Raw genomic sequence first — 16,324 nt, 5'->3', positions numbered from 1 at the left:
CTCAATGGTTTGGTGGCGATAGCGAAGAGGTCACACCCGTTCCCATGCCGAACACGGAAGTTAAGCTCTTCAGCGCCGATGGTAGTCGGGGGTTTCCCCCTGTGAGAGTAGGACGCCGCCAAGCTATCATTACGGTAAAGGCAGCTCATCATGAGCTGCCTTTTTTGTGTTTTTTTGCATACGTTATATAATATGAGAAACGTAACGATATGCCTTTTTGCAAAAGCAGGTTTTATGCTTGTGCAAAGTGGAAATAATAGAGATAGAGCGATACAGTTGAAAAATTTTGCGAAACACCTTATAGTAAGATTAAAGTCAAATATAGTCAAAGTCAATAAAGGAGGGGGTTGAGTGGGACATAATATTTCTGACATCATTGAACAGTACTTGAAACAAGTATTAGATCAAAATGGCAAAGAAATTTTAGAGATCAAACGCAGTGAAATCGCTGATAAATTTCAATGTGTTCCTTCCCAAATAAATTATGTCATCAACACCAGGTTTACAAGTGAAAGAGGATATATTGTTGAAAGTAAACGGGGAGGCGGCGGTTATATTCGTATTATCAAAATTAAAATGAATAACGAAGTCGTCCTCATCAACAATATTATTTCGCAGATTCATACCCACTTGTCCCAGGCAGCCTCTGATGACATTATTCTCAGACTGTTAGAGGACGGAGTTATTTCGGAAAGAGAAGCTAAAATGATGGTGAGTGTAATGGATCGTTCAGTTCTATATATTGATTTGCCCGAACGGGATGAACTAAGAGCCAGAATGATGAAAGCAATGCTCACATCTTTAAAACTAAAGTAAGCGGGTGAAAAGATTGATTTGTCAAGAATGCAATGAGAGACCGGCCACTTTTCACTTTACGAAAGTTGTTAATGGAGAAAAACAAGAAGTTCATATTTGTGAACAATGTGCAAAAGAAAATAGCGATTCATACAGTATAAGTGGAAACCAAGGGTTCTCGATTCATAATTTATTATCAGGGCTGCTGAATATGGAGTCTTCATTTCAAAACACCGGTTCTCAAATGTTCGGCTACTCAGAGCAAGGGACAGCTTGTAAGAAATGCGGTATGACGTTTCAGCAGCTGAGAAAAACAGGGCGTTTCGGCTGTGCGGAATGTTACGATACGTTCTACAGCCAAATTACGCCGATCTTGCGAAAAGTTCACAGCGGGAATACGGTGCATGCCGGGAAAATTCCAAAACGAATAGGCGGAAACCTGCATGTAAGACGGCAAATGGAAATGTTTAAAAAAGAACTTGAATCTTTAATACACCACGAAGAGTTTGAAAGAGCAGCGGAGGTCAGGGATCAGATCCGATCGTTAGAGCAAAAATTAAAAAGTAAAGACAGTGAGGGGGAACAAGGGTAATGTCGCTCAAGCATTTTATTCAGGACGCACTAAGCAATTGGATGAAGCAAAAGGGACCTGAAAGTGACATTGTACTCAGTAGCCGTATACGGTTGGCCCGAAACTTTGAAAATATAAAGTTTCCTGCCAGGTATACGAATGAAGAAGCCTCATCCATCATTCAGCAATTCGAAGATCATTTTTCAGGAAAAGAACTGCCTGATATCGGTCAATTTCATTTAATCAGAATGAGTGAAGCTCAGCCTTTGGAAAAACGGGTGCTGATGGAGAAACATCTGATCAGTCCTAATTTAACGGAATCTCCTTTTGGCGGCTGTCTGCTTTCTGAAAATGAAGAAGTCAGCATTATGTTAAATGAAGAAGATCATATCAGAATTCAATGCCTCTTCCCCGGCTTCCAGCTTCTCAACGCTATAAAAGCGGCAAACCAGGTTGATGACTGGATTGAGGAGAAAGTGGATTACGCCTTTGGAGAGAAGAGAGGGTACTTAACAAGCTGTCCTACAAATGTAGGGACGGGACTAAGGGCTTCAGTCATGATGCATTTGCCGGGCCTTGTATTAACTAGGCAAATGAATCGAATTATACCGGCAATTAACCAATTAGGCTTAGTTGTTAGAGGAATTTACGGTGAAGGCAGCGAAGCATTAGGAAATATCTTTCAAATTTCAAATCAAATCACACTCGGAAAATCAGAACAGGACATTGTAGATGATTTAAACAGTGTGGCTGCCCAGCTGATTGAGCAGGAACGTTCAGCCCGAGAAGCGCTTTACCAAACCTCGAAAATTGAATTGGAGGACCGGGTATTCAGATCTTACGGTGTTTTATCCAACTGCCGTATGATTGAATCAAAGGAAACGGCGAAATGCCTTTCTGACGTTCGGCTGGGGATAGACCTGGGGATCATCAAAGGGCTATCAAGCAATATACTTAATGAACTGATGATTTTGACACAGCCGGGTTTTCTCCAGCAATATTCGGGCGGTGCATTACGGCCGAACGAAAGAGACGCGAGAAGAGCGGCTCTTATCAGGGAAAGGCTGCATTTAGAAATGAGTGCAAATAGACAGGAGGATGATTCGATATGATGTTTGGAAGGTTTACAGAGCGAGCTCAAAAGGTATTGGCACTGGCACAGGAAGAAGCACTGCGCTTAGGCCATACAAATATCGGAACTGAACATATACTATTAGGGTTAGTCCGTGAAGGCGAAGGGATCGCATTTAAAGCTTTAGAGGCGCTTGGCCTTAATTCAGATAAAATGCAGAAAGAAGTGGAAAGTTTGATCGGTCGAGGGCAGGAAAGCACCACCTCTGTTCCTCATTACACACCTCGAGCCAAAAAGGTAATAGAGTTATCAATGGATGAAGCCAGAAAGCTAGGACATTCTTATGTGGGAACAGAACACATACTTCTCGGACTGATTCGTGAAGGAGAAGGCGTGGCGGCGAGAGTTCTGAATAATCTCGGTGTCAGCTTGAATAAGGCGAGACAGCAAGTGCTGCAGCTTCTGGGAAGCAATGAGACGGGATCTTCTGCATCCGGTACGAACAGCAATGCAAACACGCCGACGCTGGACAGTCTGGCGCGTGATTTAACTGCGATTGCGAAGGAAGACAGTCTTGATCCGGTTATCGGCCGTAGCAAAGAAATTCAGCGTGTTATTGAGGTATTAAGCCGCAGAACGAAAAATAATCCCGTTCTTATCGGAGAACCGGGTGTCGGTAAAACTGCGATTGCTGAAGGCCTCGCACAGCAGATCATCAATAATGAAGTGCCGGAAATTTTACGTGATAAACGCGTAATGACATTAGACATGGGTACGGTTGTAGCCGGTACGAAATACCGCGGAGAATTTGAAGACCGCTTGAAAAAAGTAATGGATGAAATACGTCAGGCCGGCAATATTATTTTATTCATTGACGAACTGCACACGCTGATCGGAGCGGGGGGAGCAGAAGGTGCGATTGACGCGTCGAATATCTTAAAACCTTCACTGGCCCGCGGAGAGCTTCAATGCATCGGTGCGACAACGCTTGATGAATACCGTAAATATATCGAAAAAGACGCGGCTCTGGAGCGCCGTTTCCAGCCGATTCAGGTGGATCAGCCGTCAGCCGATGAAAGCATTCAAATTTTAAAAGGGCTCCGTGACCGCTATGAAGCGCATCACCGCGTATCCATTACCGATGAAGCGATTGAAGCGGCGGTAAAATTGTCCGACCGTTATATTTCTGACCGCTTCCTTCCGGATAAAGCGATCGATTTAATTGATGAAGCCGGTTCAAAAGTGCGTCTCCGTTCTTTCACAACGCCTCCGAACTTAAAAGAGCTTGAGCAGAAACTCGATGAAGTTCGCAAGGAAAAAGACGCTGCCGTTCAGAGCCAGGAGTTTGAAAAAGCGGCTTCCCTTCGTGATACGGAGCAGCGTCTGAGAGAACAGGTGGAAGACACGAAAAAAACGTGGAAAGAAAAACAAGGCCAGGAGAACTCCGAAGTTTCTGTAGAGGATATCGCGATGGTTGTATCCAGCTGGACCGGGGTGCCCGTATCTAAAATTGCCCAAACGGAGACAGATAAGCTTCTCAATATGGAAAGCATTCTGCACTCCCGCGTCATCGGCCAGGATGAAGCTGTTGTAGCCGTTGCAAAGGCTGTCAGACGTGCAAGAGCCGGACTGAAGGACCCGAAACGTCCGATTGGTTCATTCATCTTCTTAGGCCCTACAGGCGTTGGGAAGACAGAGCTGGCAAGAGCGCTGGCGGAATCCATTTTCGGTGATGAGGAAGCGATGATCAGAGTGGATATGTCCGAATACATGGAGAAACACTCGACTTCACGTCTTGTCGGTTCTCCTCCGGGATATGTCGGCTATGATGAAGGCGGTCAGCTGACAGAAAAAGTGAGAAGAAAACCTTACTCTGTCGTACTGCTTGATGAAATTGAAAAAGCGCACCCTGATGTGTTTAACATTCTCCTGCAAGTGCTTGAAGACGGACGCTTGACTGATTCAAAAGGACGCACTGTGGATTTCCGCAACACGATCCTGATTATGACGTCAAACGTCGGAGCGAGCGAGCTGAAACGCAACAAATATGTGGGATTCAATGTGCAGGATGAATCACAAAACCATAAAGACATGAAAGACAAAGTCATGGGAGAGCTGAAGCGTGCCTTCAGACCTGAGTTTATCAACCGGATTGACGAAATTATCGTCTTCCACTCCCTTGAGAAAAAACATCTTACAGACATCGTGTCGCTTATGTCTGATCAGTTAACAAAACGTCTGAAAGAACAAGATCTCTCTATCGAGCTGACGGATGCTGCAAAAGCAAAAGTGGCAGAAGAGGGCGTCGATTTGGAATACGGCGCACGTCCGTTAAGAAGAGCGATTCAAAAGCATGTGGAGGACCGGTTATCAGAAGAACTCCTCAGAGGCAATATCGATAAAGGCCAGCACATTGTTCTTGATGTTGAGGACGGCGAATTTGTCGTAAAAACAACTGCTAAAACGGATGATTAAAATGTTATTAAATTAAATATGAGAAGACGTGCAGCTAATCTTGCACGTCTTTTTTAAAAGGTAAAGTTATTATTAAGTCTTAGATCGTTAGCATAAAGTTAAAGTGTGTGAACATACGAAACCATCAGTCGGTAAATAGGAAGCGAGGCATAGAAGCTCTAATCAAAAAATAGAATTTTGCGATAATTGTTGCGATTCATTTGGAAATATATTATAATTTCCTTGTATCAAATTACAGGGAGGTAAAAATATGTCAGAAAAGCAGATTGAAAGAACCATTAGAGCATGGAAAGATCCTGAATTTAGAAAAACTTTATCGGATGTAGCAGATCATCCATCTGGGTCTATAGAAGCTCGCCAATTATCAATGCTTGGTAGTGAGGAAAATGTTAACCCTATGACAACCCCAGTTAGTCCTGCACCAACTGTAGTTATTCGAGTAAGTTTGAAAGTCTGTCCTACATTTAAAATAAAATGTAAAGTTTAAAACTTACTTAAAAAGAGGGCTCGTGGAGTCCTCTTTTTTGAGAGGAGAATGTTCATATGTCTAATTTATTTGATGAATTCAAAAATGGTTCATATATAAGTGAGAGAATTCCGGATAGAGGTACCAAAATCATCCATGACCAATATGAAAAATGGGTATTAACTTCAGGTTTAAAAAAAGAAGTGTTTGAAGAGAAAATAGAGAAATATTATAAGGGTTTCAACATTTTCAGTAAGATAATTTCTTCCAGATGTGATTTTGAAATTAGTGATAGATTGTGGATAGATAGGTTAAATGAAATTTTTAAAGAAACTTATAAATACAATGGTAACCATTCCTATAAACAATCAGTTTTTTACTACTTTAATTATCCATTTTTAGATTGGGCATTACGAAAAATAGACTTTGAATTCAAACATATCTTCGACTATAGTTACATTAACGCGGTAAAGCTACGTGATTCTTTAATAAACGCAATACAAGAAAACCTGGATTCACTAGTTTCAAGAACTCTTATACTTGATCTAAATATTGAAAGGTTAAAAGGAAACTTAGTTGGAAAAACCTCAGATGAAAGGTATCATTCCTATTCAAAAAAATTTTTAGAGAGTCCAAAAGAAATCTTAAAAGTATTGAAAGAGTATTCAGTTTTAGCGAGATTGATTGTAAGCTCTGTTGAAAAAAATATAAATAATTTTAAAGAGACCTTATCACGTTACATTAGTGATAGACGTGATCTTATAGAGAAAAAGTTCATTTCAGATAGCGTTCTTGTTTCTTTAGATAAGGGATTAGGTGATGATCATAATAATGGTAGAAGTATAATGTGTTTAAAATTTGATAACGGTCATAAACTCATCTATAAACCAAGATCATTACATATGGATAAGAAATTTGAAGAACTTATTACATGGATTAATCAAAAAAACTTTCAACCTGAATTAAAATATGCTAAGTCAATTGATAAAAAGAGCTACGGATGGCAGAAGTTTATTAATTATAGAGCATGTAATAAAGAAAAAGACATTGAATTATTTTATGAACGGCAAGGTGCATATACTGCCTTATTATATATACTTAATGCTACGGATTTCCATTTGGAAAACATGATTGCCCATTCTGCTTATCCTATTTTAGTTGACCTTGAATCGCTCTTCCAAAATAAGATTGAACATAAAAGTTATAATAAAGTAGATGAATTAGCTTGGGATAAAATTAATAATTCAGTGATTTTAACAGGGATGTTACCTGTTAGTAATTATACGGGTGTTGAATTTGATTTAAGTGGAATTGGAGGAAGTGGAAACCAAGAACTTCCATTTGAGTCGTTTGATTTTCAAAATGTTGGAACAGATAATATGAAGCTTGTTAAAACAAAACAAGAGTATAAAGGTTCTCAAAATCAACCACTTACTTCCAATGACGCAATTCAGCCTAGTAAATACATAGAATCAATTATTAAAGGCTTTACATCCTTATATAATTTGTTTAAAGAAAACAAAAAAGAACTCTTAGATGAAGATGGACCTATTGAAGCTTTTAAAGACGTATATTTTAGATTTATTTATCGGAATACAGCGACTTATGCTGAGTTCTTAGAATGGAGTTTACATCCTGATTATTTAATGAACGGTTTAGATAGAAATCTGCTTTTTGAAAATATATGGAATAAAAAACATCTTCAAAATTTAGATATTATATTCAGTGAATATAATGATTTATTAAACCATGATATACCTTATTTTTACGCAGGTATTAATTCAAAAGATTTAATTACATCAAGAGGAGAAAGAATCTCAAGTTTTTTTGAGAAAGAGTCTTTAACTATAGTAAAAGAAAGAATAAAACAGCTTAGTACAATGGATTATAAACAACAAATTGAATTTATAAGACAGTGTTTTTCTAATTTAAGTGAAACCCAATCCAATTTAAAATACAGCGAGAATTTTGAAAAAAGTGTAGATAAGACTCTTCCAGAATTAATAGGTGATTTCCTTATAAGCAAGTCCATTATAGACGTTAATAATAATTTTGTAACTTTTATTTCAAAAAAACAAATAGATAGTGAAAAGTTCATATTATCTCCAATAGATGAAAGTTTGTATGAGGGCGTTTTAGGCGTCGGTTTATTTTTTCTTTATTTGAATAGACAATATAATAAAGATGAATATAAAAATATGGCACTGAGATGCATAAATAGTGCGAAAATTAAAATCAACGAGAACGAAAATATTTCAGCGTTTTATGGATTATGCTCATACTTATATGTTCTTAATCATTATATTTACTTTTTTCCTGAAAAAAAGAGAGAATTTGCTGAAGATATAAAGACGGTTCTTAATAAACTTGATTCTTTTAAACATAATTATAATAATGAAATTGATTTTATAGGTGGATATGCAGGGTCTATTATTGTTTTATTGAATATCTACTGTACATTACGTATAGAAGATGCACTGAGTTTGGCAAAATCTTTTGGTAGCTTTGTTCTTGAGTATATAGACAGTAGTGTCGAAAAAGATGAGTTTAAAATGCTCACAGGAATTTCTCATGGTGCCTCGGGTATTGCTTTAGCTCTAAAAAAACTTGAAGATGTTACCGGAGATAAGATCTATGAAGATTACATCAATATGTTAATAGAATACGAGGATTACCACTATTCAAGAGAAAAGAAGAATTGGAGAGATTTAAGAAATATAAATAATGAATATCAAAATTTTTGGTGCCATGGAGCACCTGGCATCTTATTAGCTAGAAATAATATGAATAGAAATTTTGACGGTACAGAACAAAAAATAATAATCGACAAGTTATTATCTAGAAAATATAAAGATATAACTCTATGTCATGGGAAGTTAGGAGTTCAATTGATAATTTTGGAATTAGCAAAAAAACAAAATAATCAAACGTTAATTCATTTAGTATCTGATAGTATAGAGGAAATAGAAAGGTCTCTAAATTCAGATAGAATTAAACAAAAATTTGAACTAGACTTTGGATTAATGACAGGAGCTGCAGGAGTAGGATATGCCATGCTTTATGGAGATGACTTTTTAGGTATGCCGAATATCCTGACTTTAGAGCAACCTATATTGTAGGCCTTCTATATTTAGAAGGCTTACAAAATTCAAATTTGTGGTGATATTGTGAAACAAGTTTACAAATTATTAAAGGTTATAGAATTACCGAAATATGTATTGATGATATGTTTACTATTGAGTTTACTAGAGACAGCATTTAGCTTATCAATACCACTTCTTACAAGGGAGTTGGTGGATAGTTTTTCAAAAGGTCTTGATTTTACTAAGATTATTGTTTTAACTCTAGTATTGCTATTCCAAACCTTTCTTTCAGGTATTTTATTGTATCTCTTGAATCGTATTGGACAAAAAGTAGTCAAATCTATACGGGTGAAGGGTATCGAAAAAATATTCACTTTTAATATGGGGTTTTTTGAGAAAAACAAATCTGGGGATATTATAAGCAAAATAACTAATGATACCTTAATTATTAAAGATTTCTTTGGAAGCGATTTAATATCTTTTATATCCGGTATTATAGCTGTTATTGGTTCGGTAATAATACTGATAGTTTTGGATTGGAGATTAACTTTAGTTTTAATTATATCAATACCTTTAATATCATTATTTTTATTACCAATGGGCGGAAAAGTTCTTTCGATATCCCAAAGACAACAACATTATGTGGGGTCTTTAACATCTTTTTTGAACCGAGTTTTGGATAATATTAAATTAATAAAGATATCCAATACAGAAAGCCTTGAAGAAAAAAAAGGCATTGAAAATGCTACTCACATCTATAGAGAGTCAATAAAAGAAGCGAAAATTTTTTCTATATTAACGCCACTGATTAGTTTAGTTTTAATGCTGATTATTGTTAGTATAATTATGTATGGGGGTTATAGAGTTTCATCACATACTTTAACAAGCGGGGATTTGATGGCGTTTATAATGTATTTGATTCAAATAATAATTCCTGTAAGTTCAATTGGGGAGTTTTTTGTTACTTATAAAAAGTCATTAGGAGCAATTAACAGAGTTAATGATCTAATATTCAATAAAGAAGTAGAAAAAAAAGAAGGGCTGAAATACAGCGAACCTAATACTAACATACTTTTTAAAAATGTAAGTTTTAGCTATAACGAGGAAAAGGAAACTTTAAAAGACATATCCTTTAGTTTGAAACCAGGTACTGTTACAGCTTTAGTTGGCCCCAGTGGGGCAGGAAAAACCACTATATTTTCCCTGTTAGAGCGTTTATATGAGCCTAAAAGCGGAGGGATTTTTTTAAATAATAAATTAATTTCTGAATATGAATTACAAGAGTGGAGAAAACAAATTGGTTATGTAACTCAGGAGACTCCAATAATCGATGGAACCATACTAGACAATATATTGTACGGAACAAAGGGTGATTTTACAAAGGAACAAATAGATAGTGTTCTTGAAAGAACGTATTTAAAAAAAGATGTTGGAGGTTTCTCTAAGGGAATATACACTGAAGTTGGAGAAAAGGGGATGAAATTGTCTGCTGGACAAAGACAAAGAATTGCAATAGCTCGGGTAATTCTTAGAGACCCCAAACTATTATTGTTGGATGAAGCAACATCGAATCTAGATAGTTATTCAGAGGAAATAATCAAAAAAACTCTAGACTACTTAATGGGGGAGAAAACTAGTTTGGTTATTGCGCATAGATTATCTACAATATTATCTGCGGACAATATCATTATACTAGAAAATGGTCGTGTTTCTGGGTCAGGTACTCATAAAGATCTATATGAAATGCATCCTTTATATAAAAGGTTAGTAGATATACAGTTTGACCTATCGGAGGTTAAGTAGTTTTATGAAAACTTTAGAGTTAATACAAAATGCTGATTTATATCAAAAGTGGGGATGGGCTGTAGATTTAGTAACAGACAATGGGAAAACCTTTTATTCTGAAAAAGGGAGTCAAGATGTTAAAATAGCAATTATAGATAGCGGTATTGATACGGATCATCCAGATTTAAAAGAGAACATTCTTTTGGAAAAAGCAATGTCTTTTATAGACGATTCAATTGATGATAAAATTGGTCATGGTACTCAAATTGCTGGAATCATTGCAGCTAATGGAAGATTATTAGGAATCGGTCCTGAGTTAAAAATTATCCCATATAAAGTTATAAGGGATAAGTCTTCAAGTGCAAGTTTTGTATTACAAGCTCTCTATAAGGCATATGATGAAAATGTAGATATAATTAACTTAAGTTTAGGGGCATATAATGCTCTAAAAAACCAGAAAGATTTAGTTGAAATAAGAGAATATAATAAAATTGTTAAGAAACTGTTGGATATGAATACATTTATAGTATCATCCATTGGAAACGATCAACGGAGAGTTTTTAGGTATAATTCAGAATATAAGACTGGCGATTTATATATAATGCCTGCTTCTCTAGACGGTGTTGTAGGTGTAGCTTCTGTAAAGAAAAATATGGATTTAGTTAATTACTCTAATTATGGAGATTGCATAACTATATGTGGCTATGGGGGAGAGTTAGGAGACTCTTGGAATACAAATAAAATTTTTGATATAAGGCAAATGGTTTTAACCACATTTCCGTTAGCTAAAGAACCTTCTGTTATCGGAAAAGCATTGGATCTACCAAGAGGTTATGACCTAACTTATGGAACAAGCATCGCAACTGCTCAAGTTACAGCCACAATAGGATTAATTTTATCAAAATTAAAAAAGAATAAAAAGAAATATGAATTTGAAGATGTATTAAAGCTCCTTATAAGAGGAGCTGTTTCAAACTCTCAAAATTTTAAAGAGGTAAATGAAGCGGGAACTCGAATTGTAAATGCATACAATAGTTTAATGCTTATCGATAACTATTGAATATAATGAAACTACAGATCATTATTCTGTCGTAAAAACAATACACAGCACGAACTTTTTAAAGGCATACATATATACGGTATGTCTTAATTTTATAGTAAGAGGAAGATTCATATATGGCTAAATCAAAAACAAAATTCATCTGCCACTCATGCGGTTATGAATCCGCAAAGTGGATGGGAAAGTGCCCGGGCTGCGGGGCTTGGAATACAATGGTGGAAGAAACCATAAAAAAAGCGCCGGCGAATCGGCGGGCGGCTTTCTCCCACTCCGTTCAAACCGTCCAGAAACCATCACCCATTACATCAATTGAAACATCGGAAGAACCCCGCGTTCACACAAAGCTCGAAGAATTCAACAGAGTGCTTGGCGGCGGCGTTGTGAAGGGCTCGTTAGTATTAATCGGCGGCGATCCCGGGATCGGAAAATCAACGCTCCTTCTCCAAGTATCCGCACAATTAGCAGATACGGCCGGCAGCGTGCTTTACATTTCAGGGGAAGAATCCGTGAAGCAAACGAAGCTGCGTGCCGACAGACTTGGAATCAACAGCCAAATGTTACATGTTTTATCTGAAACCGATATGGAGTATATTTCGTCTGCTATACAAGAGATGAAACCCGCATTTGTTGTCGTAGACTCCATTCAGACCGTGTACCAAAGTGATATCACCTCAGCTCCCGGCAGTGTATCACAAGTAAGAGAGTGTACGGCCGAATTGATGAAAATCGCGAAAACAAACGGCATACCTATTTTTATCGTCGGACACGTCACAAAAGAAGGATCGATCGCAGGGCCGAGATTGCTTGAGCACATGGTCGATACCGTTCTATACTTTGAAGGAGAGCGGCACCATACATTCCGTATTTTGCGGGCCGTAAAAAACCGTTTCGGCTCCACAAATGAAATGGGCATCTTTGAAATGCGGGAAGAGGGGCTTACGGAGGTGCTGAACCCTTCTGAAATATTCTTGGAAGAGCGTTCTGCCGGGGCATCAGGTTCGAGTATCGTTGCGTCAATGGAAGGAACGAGACCGATCCTGGTTGAAATTCAGGCGCTCATATCACCGACCAGTTTTGGAAACCCGCGCCGCATGGCTACAGGCATTGACCACAACAGAGTGTCGTTAATTATGGCTGTGCTTGAGAAGCGGGTGGGTCTTTTGCTTCAAAATCAAGATGCGTATTTAAAGGTCGCCGGCGGGGTCAAACTGGATGAACCGGCGATTGATTTGGCTGTAGCCGTCAGCATTGCCTCAAGCTTCAGAGATACACCGCCGAATCCCGCAGATTGCTTTATCGGTGAAGTGGGTCTGACAGGAGAAGTCCGCAGGGTGTCAAGAATCGAACAGCGCGTAAAAGAAGCGGCGAAACTCGGCTTCAAGCGCATGATCATACCTGAGGCGAATGCAGACGGGTGGACAATACCAAAAGGGATTGAGGTTGTCGGAGTAGCAAATGTTGCAGAAGCGCTTCGTACTTCATTAGGAGGATCATAATAGATGGAAAAAGAGAAAAAAGGGGCGAAACAAGAGCTTGACCTGTCTGCAATTCTGCAGTTCGTTGCACCGGGCACCCCGCTCAGAGCCGGGATAGAGAATGTACTTCGGGCAAATACAGGCGGCCTGATTGTTGTCGGATACAATGATAAGGTAAAGCAAGTCGTCGATGGCGGTTTTCATATTAATACATCATTTGCGCCCGCTCACTTATACGAGCTGGCCAAAATGGACGGTGCCATTATTTTAAGTGATTCCGGCCAGAAAATTCTTTATGCGAATACGCAGCTTATGCCGGAGGCGACCATTTCTTCTTCAGAAACGGGAATGAGGCACCGTACGGCGGAACGGGTGGCGAAGCAGACCGGCTGTCTCGTCATTGCCATTTCTGAGCGCAGAAATGTCATTACGTTATATCAGGACAGCATGAAGTACACACTAAAGGACATAGGATTTATTTTAACAAAGGCAAATCAGGCCATTCAAACGCTTGAGAAGTATAAAACCATTTTAGACAAAACGATTACGGCTTTAAACGCATTAGAGTTTGAGGAGCTTGTGACATTCAGTGACGTGCTGTCCGTCATGCATCGGTATGAAATGGTGCTCCGAATAAAAAATGAAATCAATATGTATATTAAAGAACTCGGAACGGAAGGCCACTTAATCCGTCTGCAGGTGATTGAACTGATTACGGACATGGAAGAAGAGGCGGCACTTTTCATCAAAGACTATGTCAAAGAAAAAATCAAAGATCCGTTCGTGCTGTTAAAAGAGCTTCAGGATATGTCCAGCTATGATCTGCTTGATGATTCCATTCTGTTTAAGCTGCTTGGATATCCGGCTTCTACGAATCTTGATGATTATGTGCTCCCGAGAGGATACAGGCTGCTGAACAAAATTCCGCGTCTGCCGATGCCGATTGTTGAAAATGTGGTTGAGGCGTTCGGATTTTTGCCAAGCATAACGGAAGCCACTGTGGAAGAGCTTGATGATGTCGAGGGTATCGGAGAAGTGCGCGCCCAAAAAATCAAAAAAGGCTTAAAACGCCTTCAGGAAAAACACTATATAGATAGACAGCTTTAAGAATCGCTTAAACCTGTCGGAATCCGGGTATATTATTGTTAGTTTTTGTTTATTCTGAATTTGTAGGCTCTGACAGTCTGCTGAAAAAATGCTACTTAAAAGGAGGTGGAGGTATGTTAAAACGAATAGTTCAGGCGTTCTTCATTATTGTGGGCGGCGTTGTCGGTATCTTTTTAATACCTGAATTGTTTGTGCTGTCAAATATACAGGACATACCTTTAATAACAAACGCATATACGTCTGCTGCAATTGGTGCTATTATCTTTTTTCTCATCAGTATATGGACGACAGAATATGTGATTAATTGGGTAAAATGGATTGAAGATTCTTTGCTGAGAGCTCCGGTGCCGGATCTGTTATTCGGGAGTCTCGGATTGGTTTTTGGACTTATCATCGCATATCTCATTGTAAACGTGATTCCGCTGGACAATATTCCGTACCGTATATTCAGCACCATCATTCCGGTCTTTCTGGCTTTCTTTCTCGGTTACCTGGGCTTCCAAGTCGGATTTAAGAAAAAGGATGAACTGATCAGTCTTTTCTCCATTTCTGCAAGAATGCAGAAGAAAAAGGGAAGTGCTGATGAGGAGCAGGAGGAACAGGATAAAAGGCTGAAAATCTTGGATACAAGTGTTATTATTGATGGGAGAATTGCAGATATTTGTCAGACGGGCTTTTTAGAAGGCGTCATTGTCATTCCTCAATTTGTGCTGGAGGAATTACAGCATATCGCTGATTCTTCAGATGTTTTAAAACGTAACAGAGGACGCCGCGGACTGGATATCTTGAATCGCATTCAAAAGGAACTGGATATTACGGTTGAAATTTATGAAGGCGACTTCGAAGACATTCAGGAGGTTGACAGCAAGCTTGTCAAACTTGCGAAGCTGACATCCGGCGTCGTTGTGACGAATGATTTTAATTTAAATAAAGTATGTGAGCTTCAGAAGGTTGCGGTACTGAATATTAATGACCTTGCAAACGCGGTGAAGCCGGTTGTGCTTCCGGGCGAAGAGATGAATGTGCAGGTGATTAAGGACGGGAAAGAGCATAATCAAGGTGTGGCTTACTTGGATGACGGGACGATGATTGTTGTGGAAGAAGGCCGCAATTATATAGGGAAACATATTGATGTGCTCGTAACCAGCGTACTGCAGACAGCGGCGGGACGAATGATTTTTGCCAAGCCCAAGCTGCTTGAGAAAGCTCTTTAAGAGGGAGTTAATATGGAGTATGTTGTCGTTATTCCGGCTGCCGGACAAGGAAAACGGATGAAGGCCGGGAAAAATAAGCTGTTCATCAGCTTAAAAGGTGCGCCTGTAATTATACACACACTGCGGGTTTTTGAAAGCCACGCACCCTGTCAGAAAATAATCCTGGTGATAAACGAGAGTGAACGGGAAGATTTTCGCCAGCTGCTGGCCCAATTTCCGATTCAGACGGAAATTGAGCTTGTTACCGGAGGTGCGGAGCGTCAGCACAGTGTATACGAAGGACTGAAAGTGATTGATAAGGAATCGGTCGTCCTTGTTCATGACGGAGCGCGCCCGTTTGTCACACATCAGCATATCGATAAGCTCGTTGAAACAGCAGAGGAGGCGGGAGCGGCTGTCCTGGCTGTTCCTGTGAAAGACACGATAAAACGGGCGGAAGGCTCCCGGGTTGCGGAGACCTTTGATCGTTCAAGCTTGTGGGCCGTTCAAACGCCGCAGGCTTTTCGTCTTTCTTTATTGAAGACGGCGCATATGGAAGCGGAAAACAAAGGCTTCTTAGGGACGGATGACGCCAGCCTCGTCGAGCGTCTTGATGGATATCAGGTGAGTATCGTTGAAGGCAGCTATACCAATATTAAGCTGACAACGCCGGATGATCTGATATCCGCGGAAGCAATCATGAAAGCGGAAAGTGGGAATCATAATGTTTAGAATCGGACAAGGATTTGATGTGCATCAATTAACGGAAGGCCGTCCTCTCATCATCGGCGGAATTGAAATTCCTTATGAAAAAGGGCTGCTCGGACATTCAGATGCTGATGTATTGCTGCATACAGTCGCAGACGCGTGTCTCGGAGCGGCAGGTGAAGGAGATATCGGCAAGCATTTCCCGGATACTGATCCGGAATTCAAAGATGCGGATTCTTTTAAGCTGCTTCAGCATGTTTGGAACATTGTTAAAGAAAAAGGATACGTACTCGGAAATATAGACTGCACGATTATTGCGCAAAAGCCGAAAATGGCGCCGCATATTGATGCTATGAGAAAACGGATAGCAGAAGGCCTTGAGGCGGACGTTTCTCAAGTAAACGTAAAAGCGACGACGACAGAAAAGCTCGGGTTTACCGGAAGAGCCGAAGGAATTGCCGCTCAGGCAACCGTTCTGATCCAAAAAGCCTGATCATTGTTTTGATGCCCGGTCTATTTGGTGGTAGAATAGAT

13 protein-coding genes and 1 rRNA gene are annotated in these 16,324 nt (G+C 39.2%); all 14 read left to right on the top strand.

Annotated elements, in window-relative coordinates; genetic code table 11:
• The first annotated feature begins 8 nt into the window (after positions 1–8).
• The 14 genes from rrf to ispF all read left to right on the top strand — a co-directional run bounded on the left by rrf (position 9) and on the right by ispF (position 16,283).
• Positions 9–124 (top strand): 5S ribosomal RNA (gene rrf, locus RUW00_RS21175).
• 227 nt (positions 125–351) lie between these two features.
• Positions 352–816, top strand: a complete 465-nt coding sequence (gene ctsR / locus RUW00_RS21170) for a transcriptional regulator CtsR (RefSeq protein ID WP_003156396.1) — start codon at positions 352–354, stop codon at positions 814–816.
• Positions 817–829: 13 nt separating this feature from the next.
• Positions 830–1,387, top strand: a complete 558-nt coding sequence (gene mcsA, locus RUW00_RS21165) for a protein-arginine kinase activator protein McsA (RefSeq protein WP_095273394.1) — start codon at positions 830–832, stop codon at positions 1,385–1,387.
• Complete coding sequence (gene mcsB / locus RUW00_RS21160) at positions 1,387–2,478, top strand: protein-arginine kinase McsB (RefSeq protein ID WP_003156398.1); 1,092 nt, start codon at positions 1,387–1,389, stop codon at positions 2,476–2,478. Before mcsA ends, mcsB begins: the two co-directional genes overlap by 1 nt.
• Positions 2,475–4,913, top strand: a complete 2,439-nt coding sequence (gene clpC, locus RUW00_RS21155) for an ATP-dependent protease ATP-binding subunit ClpC (RefSeq protein WP_095273393.1) — start codon at positions 2,475–2,477, stop codon at positions 4,911–4,913. Before mcsB ends, clpC begins: the two co-directional genes overlap by 4 nt.
• Positions 4,914–5,163: 250 nt before the next feature.
• A complete protein-coding gene (locus tag RUW00_RS21150; RefSeq protein ID WP_052826974.1) occupies positions 5,164–5,400 on the top strand; it encodes a mersacidin/lichenicidin family type 2 lantibiotic in 237 nt (78 codons plus the stop codon).
• Between the two features lie 56 nt (positions 5,401–5,456).
• On the top strand, positions 5,457–8,498 hold the full coding sequence (locus tag RUW00_RS21145; protein WP_095273392.1) for a type 2 lanthipeptide synthetase LanM: 3,042 nt from the start codon (positions 5,457–5,459) through the stop codon (positions 8,496–8,498).
• A gap of 48 nt (positions 8,499–8,546) precedes the next feature.
• On the top strand, positions 8,547–10,265 hold the full coding sequence (locus RUW00_RS21140; RefSeq protein ID WP_052826976.1) for an ABC transporter ATP-binding protein: 1,719 nt from the start codon (positions 8,547–8,549) through the stop codon (positions 10,263–10,265).
• 4 nt (positions 10,266–10,269) lie between these two features.
• Positions 10,270–11,307: a S8 family serine peptidase gene (locus RUW00_RS21135; protein ID WP_095273391.1), complete on the top strand. Its 1,038-nt coding sequence runs from the start codon at positions 10,270–10,272 to the stop codon at positions 11,305–11,307.
• A 116-nt stretch (positions 11,308–11,423) separates the two neighbouring features.
• On the top strand, positions 11,424–12,803 hold the full coding sequence (gene radA, locus RUW00_RS21130; RefSeq protein WP_014416742.1) for a DNA repair protein RadA: 1,380 nt from the start codon (positions 11,424–11,426) through the stop codon (positions 12,801–12,803).
• 3 nt (positions 12,804–12,806) lie between these two features.
• Entirely contained in the window at positions 12,807–13,889 is a 1,083-nt protein-coding gene (gene disA / locus RUW00_RS21125) for a DNA integrity scanning diadenylate cyclase DisA (protein ID WP_003156401.1), read from the top strand.
• A gap of 113 nt (positions 13,890–14,002) precedes the next feature.
• A complete protein-coding gene (locus RUW00_RS21120) occupies positions 14,003–15,103 on the top strand; it encodes a PIN/TRAM domain-containing protein (protein ID WP_003156403.1) in 1,101 nt (366 codons plus the stop codon).
• Positions 15,104–15,115: 12 nt separating this feature from the next.
• On the top strand, positions 15,116–15,814 hold the full coding sequence (gene ispD, locus RUW00_RS21115; protein ID WP_017419469.1) for a 2-C-methyl-D-erythritol 4-phosphate cytidylyltransferase: 699 nt from the start codon (positions 15,116–15,118) through the stop codon (positions 15,812–15,814).
• Positions 15,807–16,283, top strand: a complete 477-nt coding sequence (gene ispF / locus RUW00_RS21110; protein ID WP_003156407.1) for a 2-C-methyl-D-erythritol 2,4-cyclodiphosphate synthase — start codon at positions 15,807–15,809, stop codon at positions 16,281–16,283. Before ispD ends, ispF begins: the two co-directional genes overlap by 8 nt.
• The last annotated feature ends 41 nt before the right edge of the window (positions 16,284–16,324 follow it).

This window comes from Bacillus sp. IS1 (genome assembly GCF_032461585.1).
GTDB lineage: Bacteria > Bacillota > Bacilli > Bacillales > Bacillaceae > Bacillus > Bacillus velezensis.
This window is presented reverse-complemented; position numbering and strand designations above follow the sequence as displayed.

What these genes read in the sequence shown, in the direction of transcription:
- clpC (WP_095273393.1), top strand. Translation starts at nt 2,475, where the DNA reads ATGATGTTTGGAAGGTTTACAGAGCGAGCTCAAAAGGTATTGGCACTG.
- mcsB (WP_003156398.1), top strand. Translation starts at nt 1,387, where the DNA reads ATGTCGCTCAAGCATTTTATTCAGGACGCACTAAGCAATTGGATGAAG.
- disA (WP_003156401.1), top strand. Translation starts at nt 12,807, where the DNA reads ATGGAAAAAGAGAAAAAAGGGGCGAAACAAGAGCTTGACCTGTCTGCA.
- radA (WP_014416742.1), top strand. Translation starts at nt 11,424, where the DNA reads ATGGCTAAATCAAAAACAAAATTCATCTGCCACTCATGCGGTTATGAA.
- RUW00_RS21145 (WP_095273392.1), top strand. Translation starts at nt 5,457, where the DNA reads ATGTCTAATTTATTTGATGAATTCAAAAATGGTTCATATATAAGTGAG.
- ispD (WP_017419469.1), top strand. Translation starts at nt 15,116, where the DNA reads ATGGAGTATGTTGTCGTTATTCCGGCTGCCGGACAAGGAAAACGGATG.
- RUW00_RS21150 (WP_052826974.1), top strand. Translation starts at nt 5,164, where the DNA reads ATGTCAGAAAAGCAGATTGAAAGAACCATTAGAGCATGGAAAGATCCT.
- RUW00_RS21120 (WP_003156403.1), top strand. Translation starts at nt 14,003, where the DNA reads ATGTTAAAACGAATAGTTCAGGCGTTCTTCATTATTGTGGGCGGCGTT.
- RUW00_RS21135 (WP_095273391.1), top strand. Translation starts at nt 10,270, where the DNA reads ATGAAAACTTTAGAGTTAATACAAAATGCTGATTTATATCAAAAGTGG.
- ispF (WP_003156407.1), top strand. Translation starts at nt 15,807, where the DNA reads ATGTTTAGAATCGGACAAGGATTTGATGTGCATCAATTAACGGAAGGC.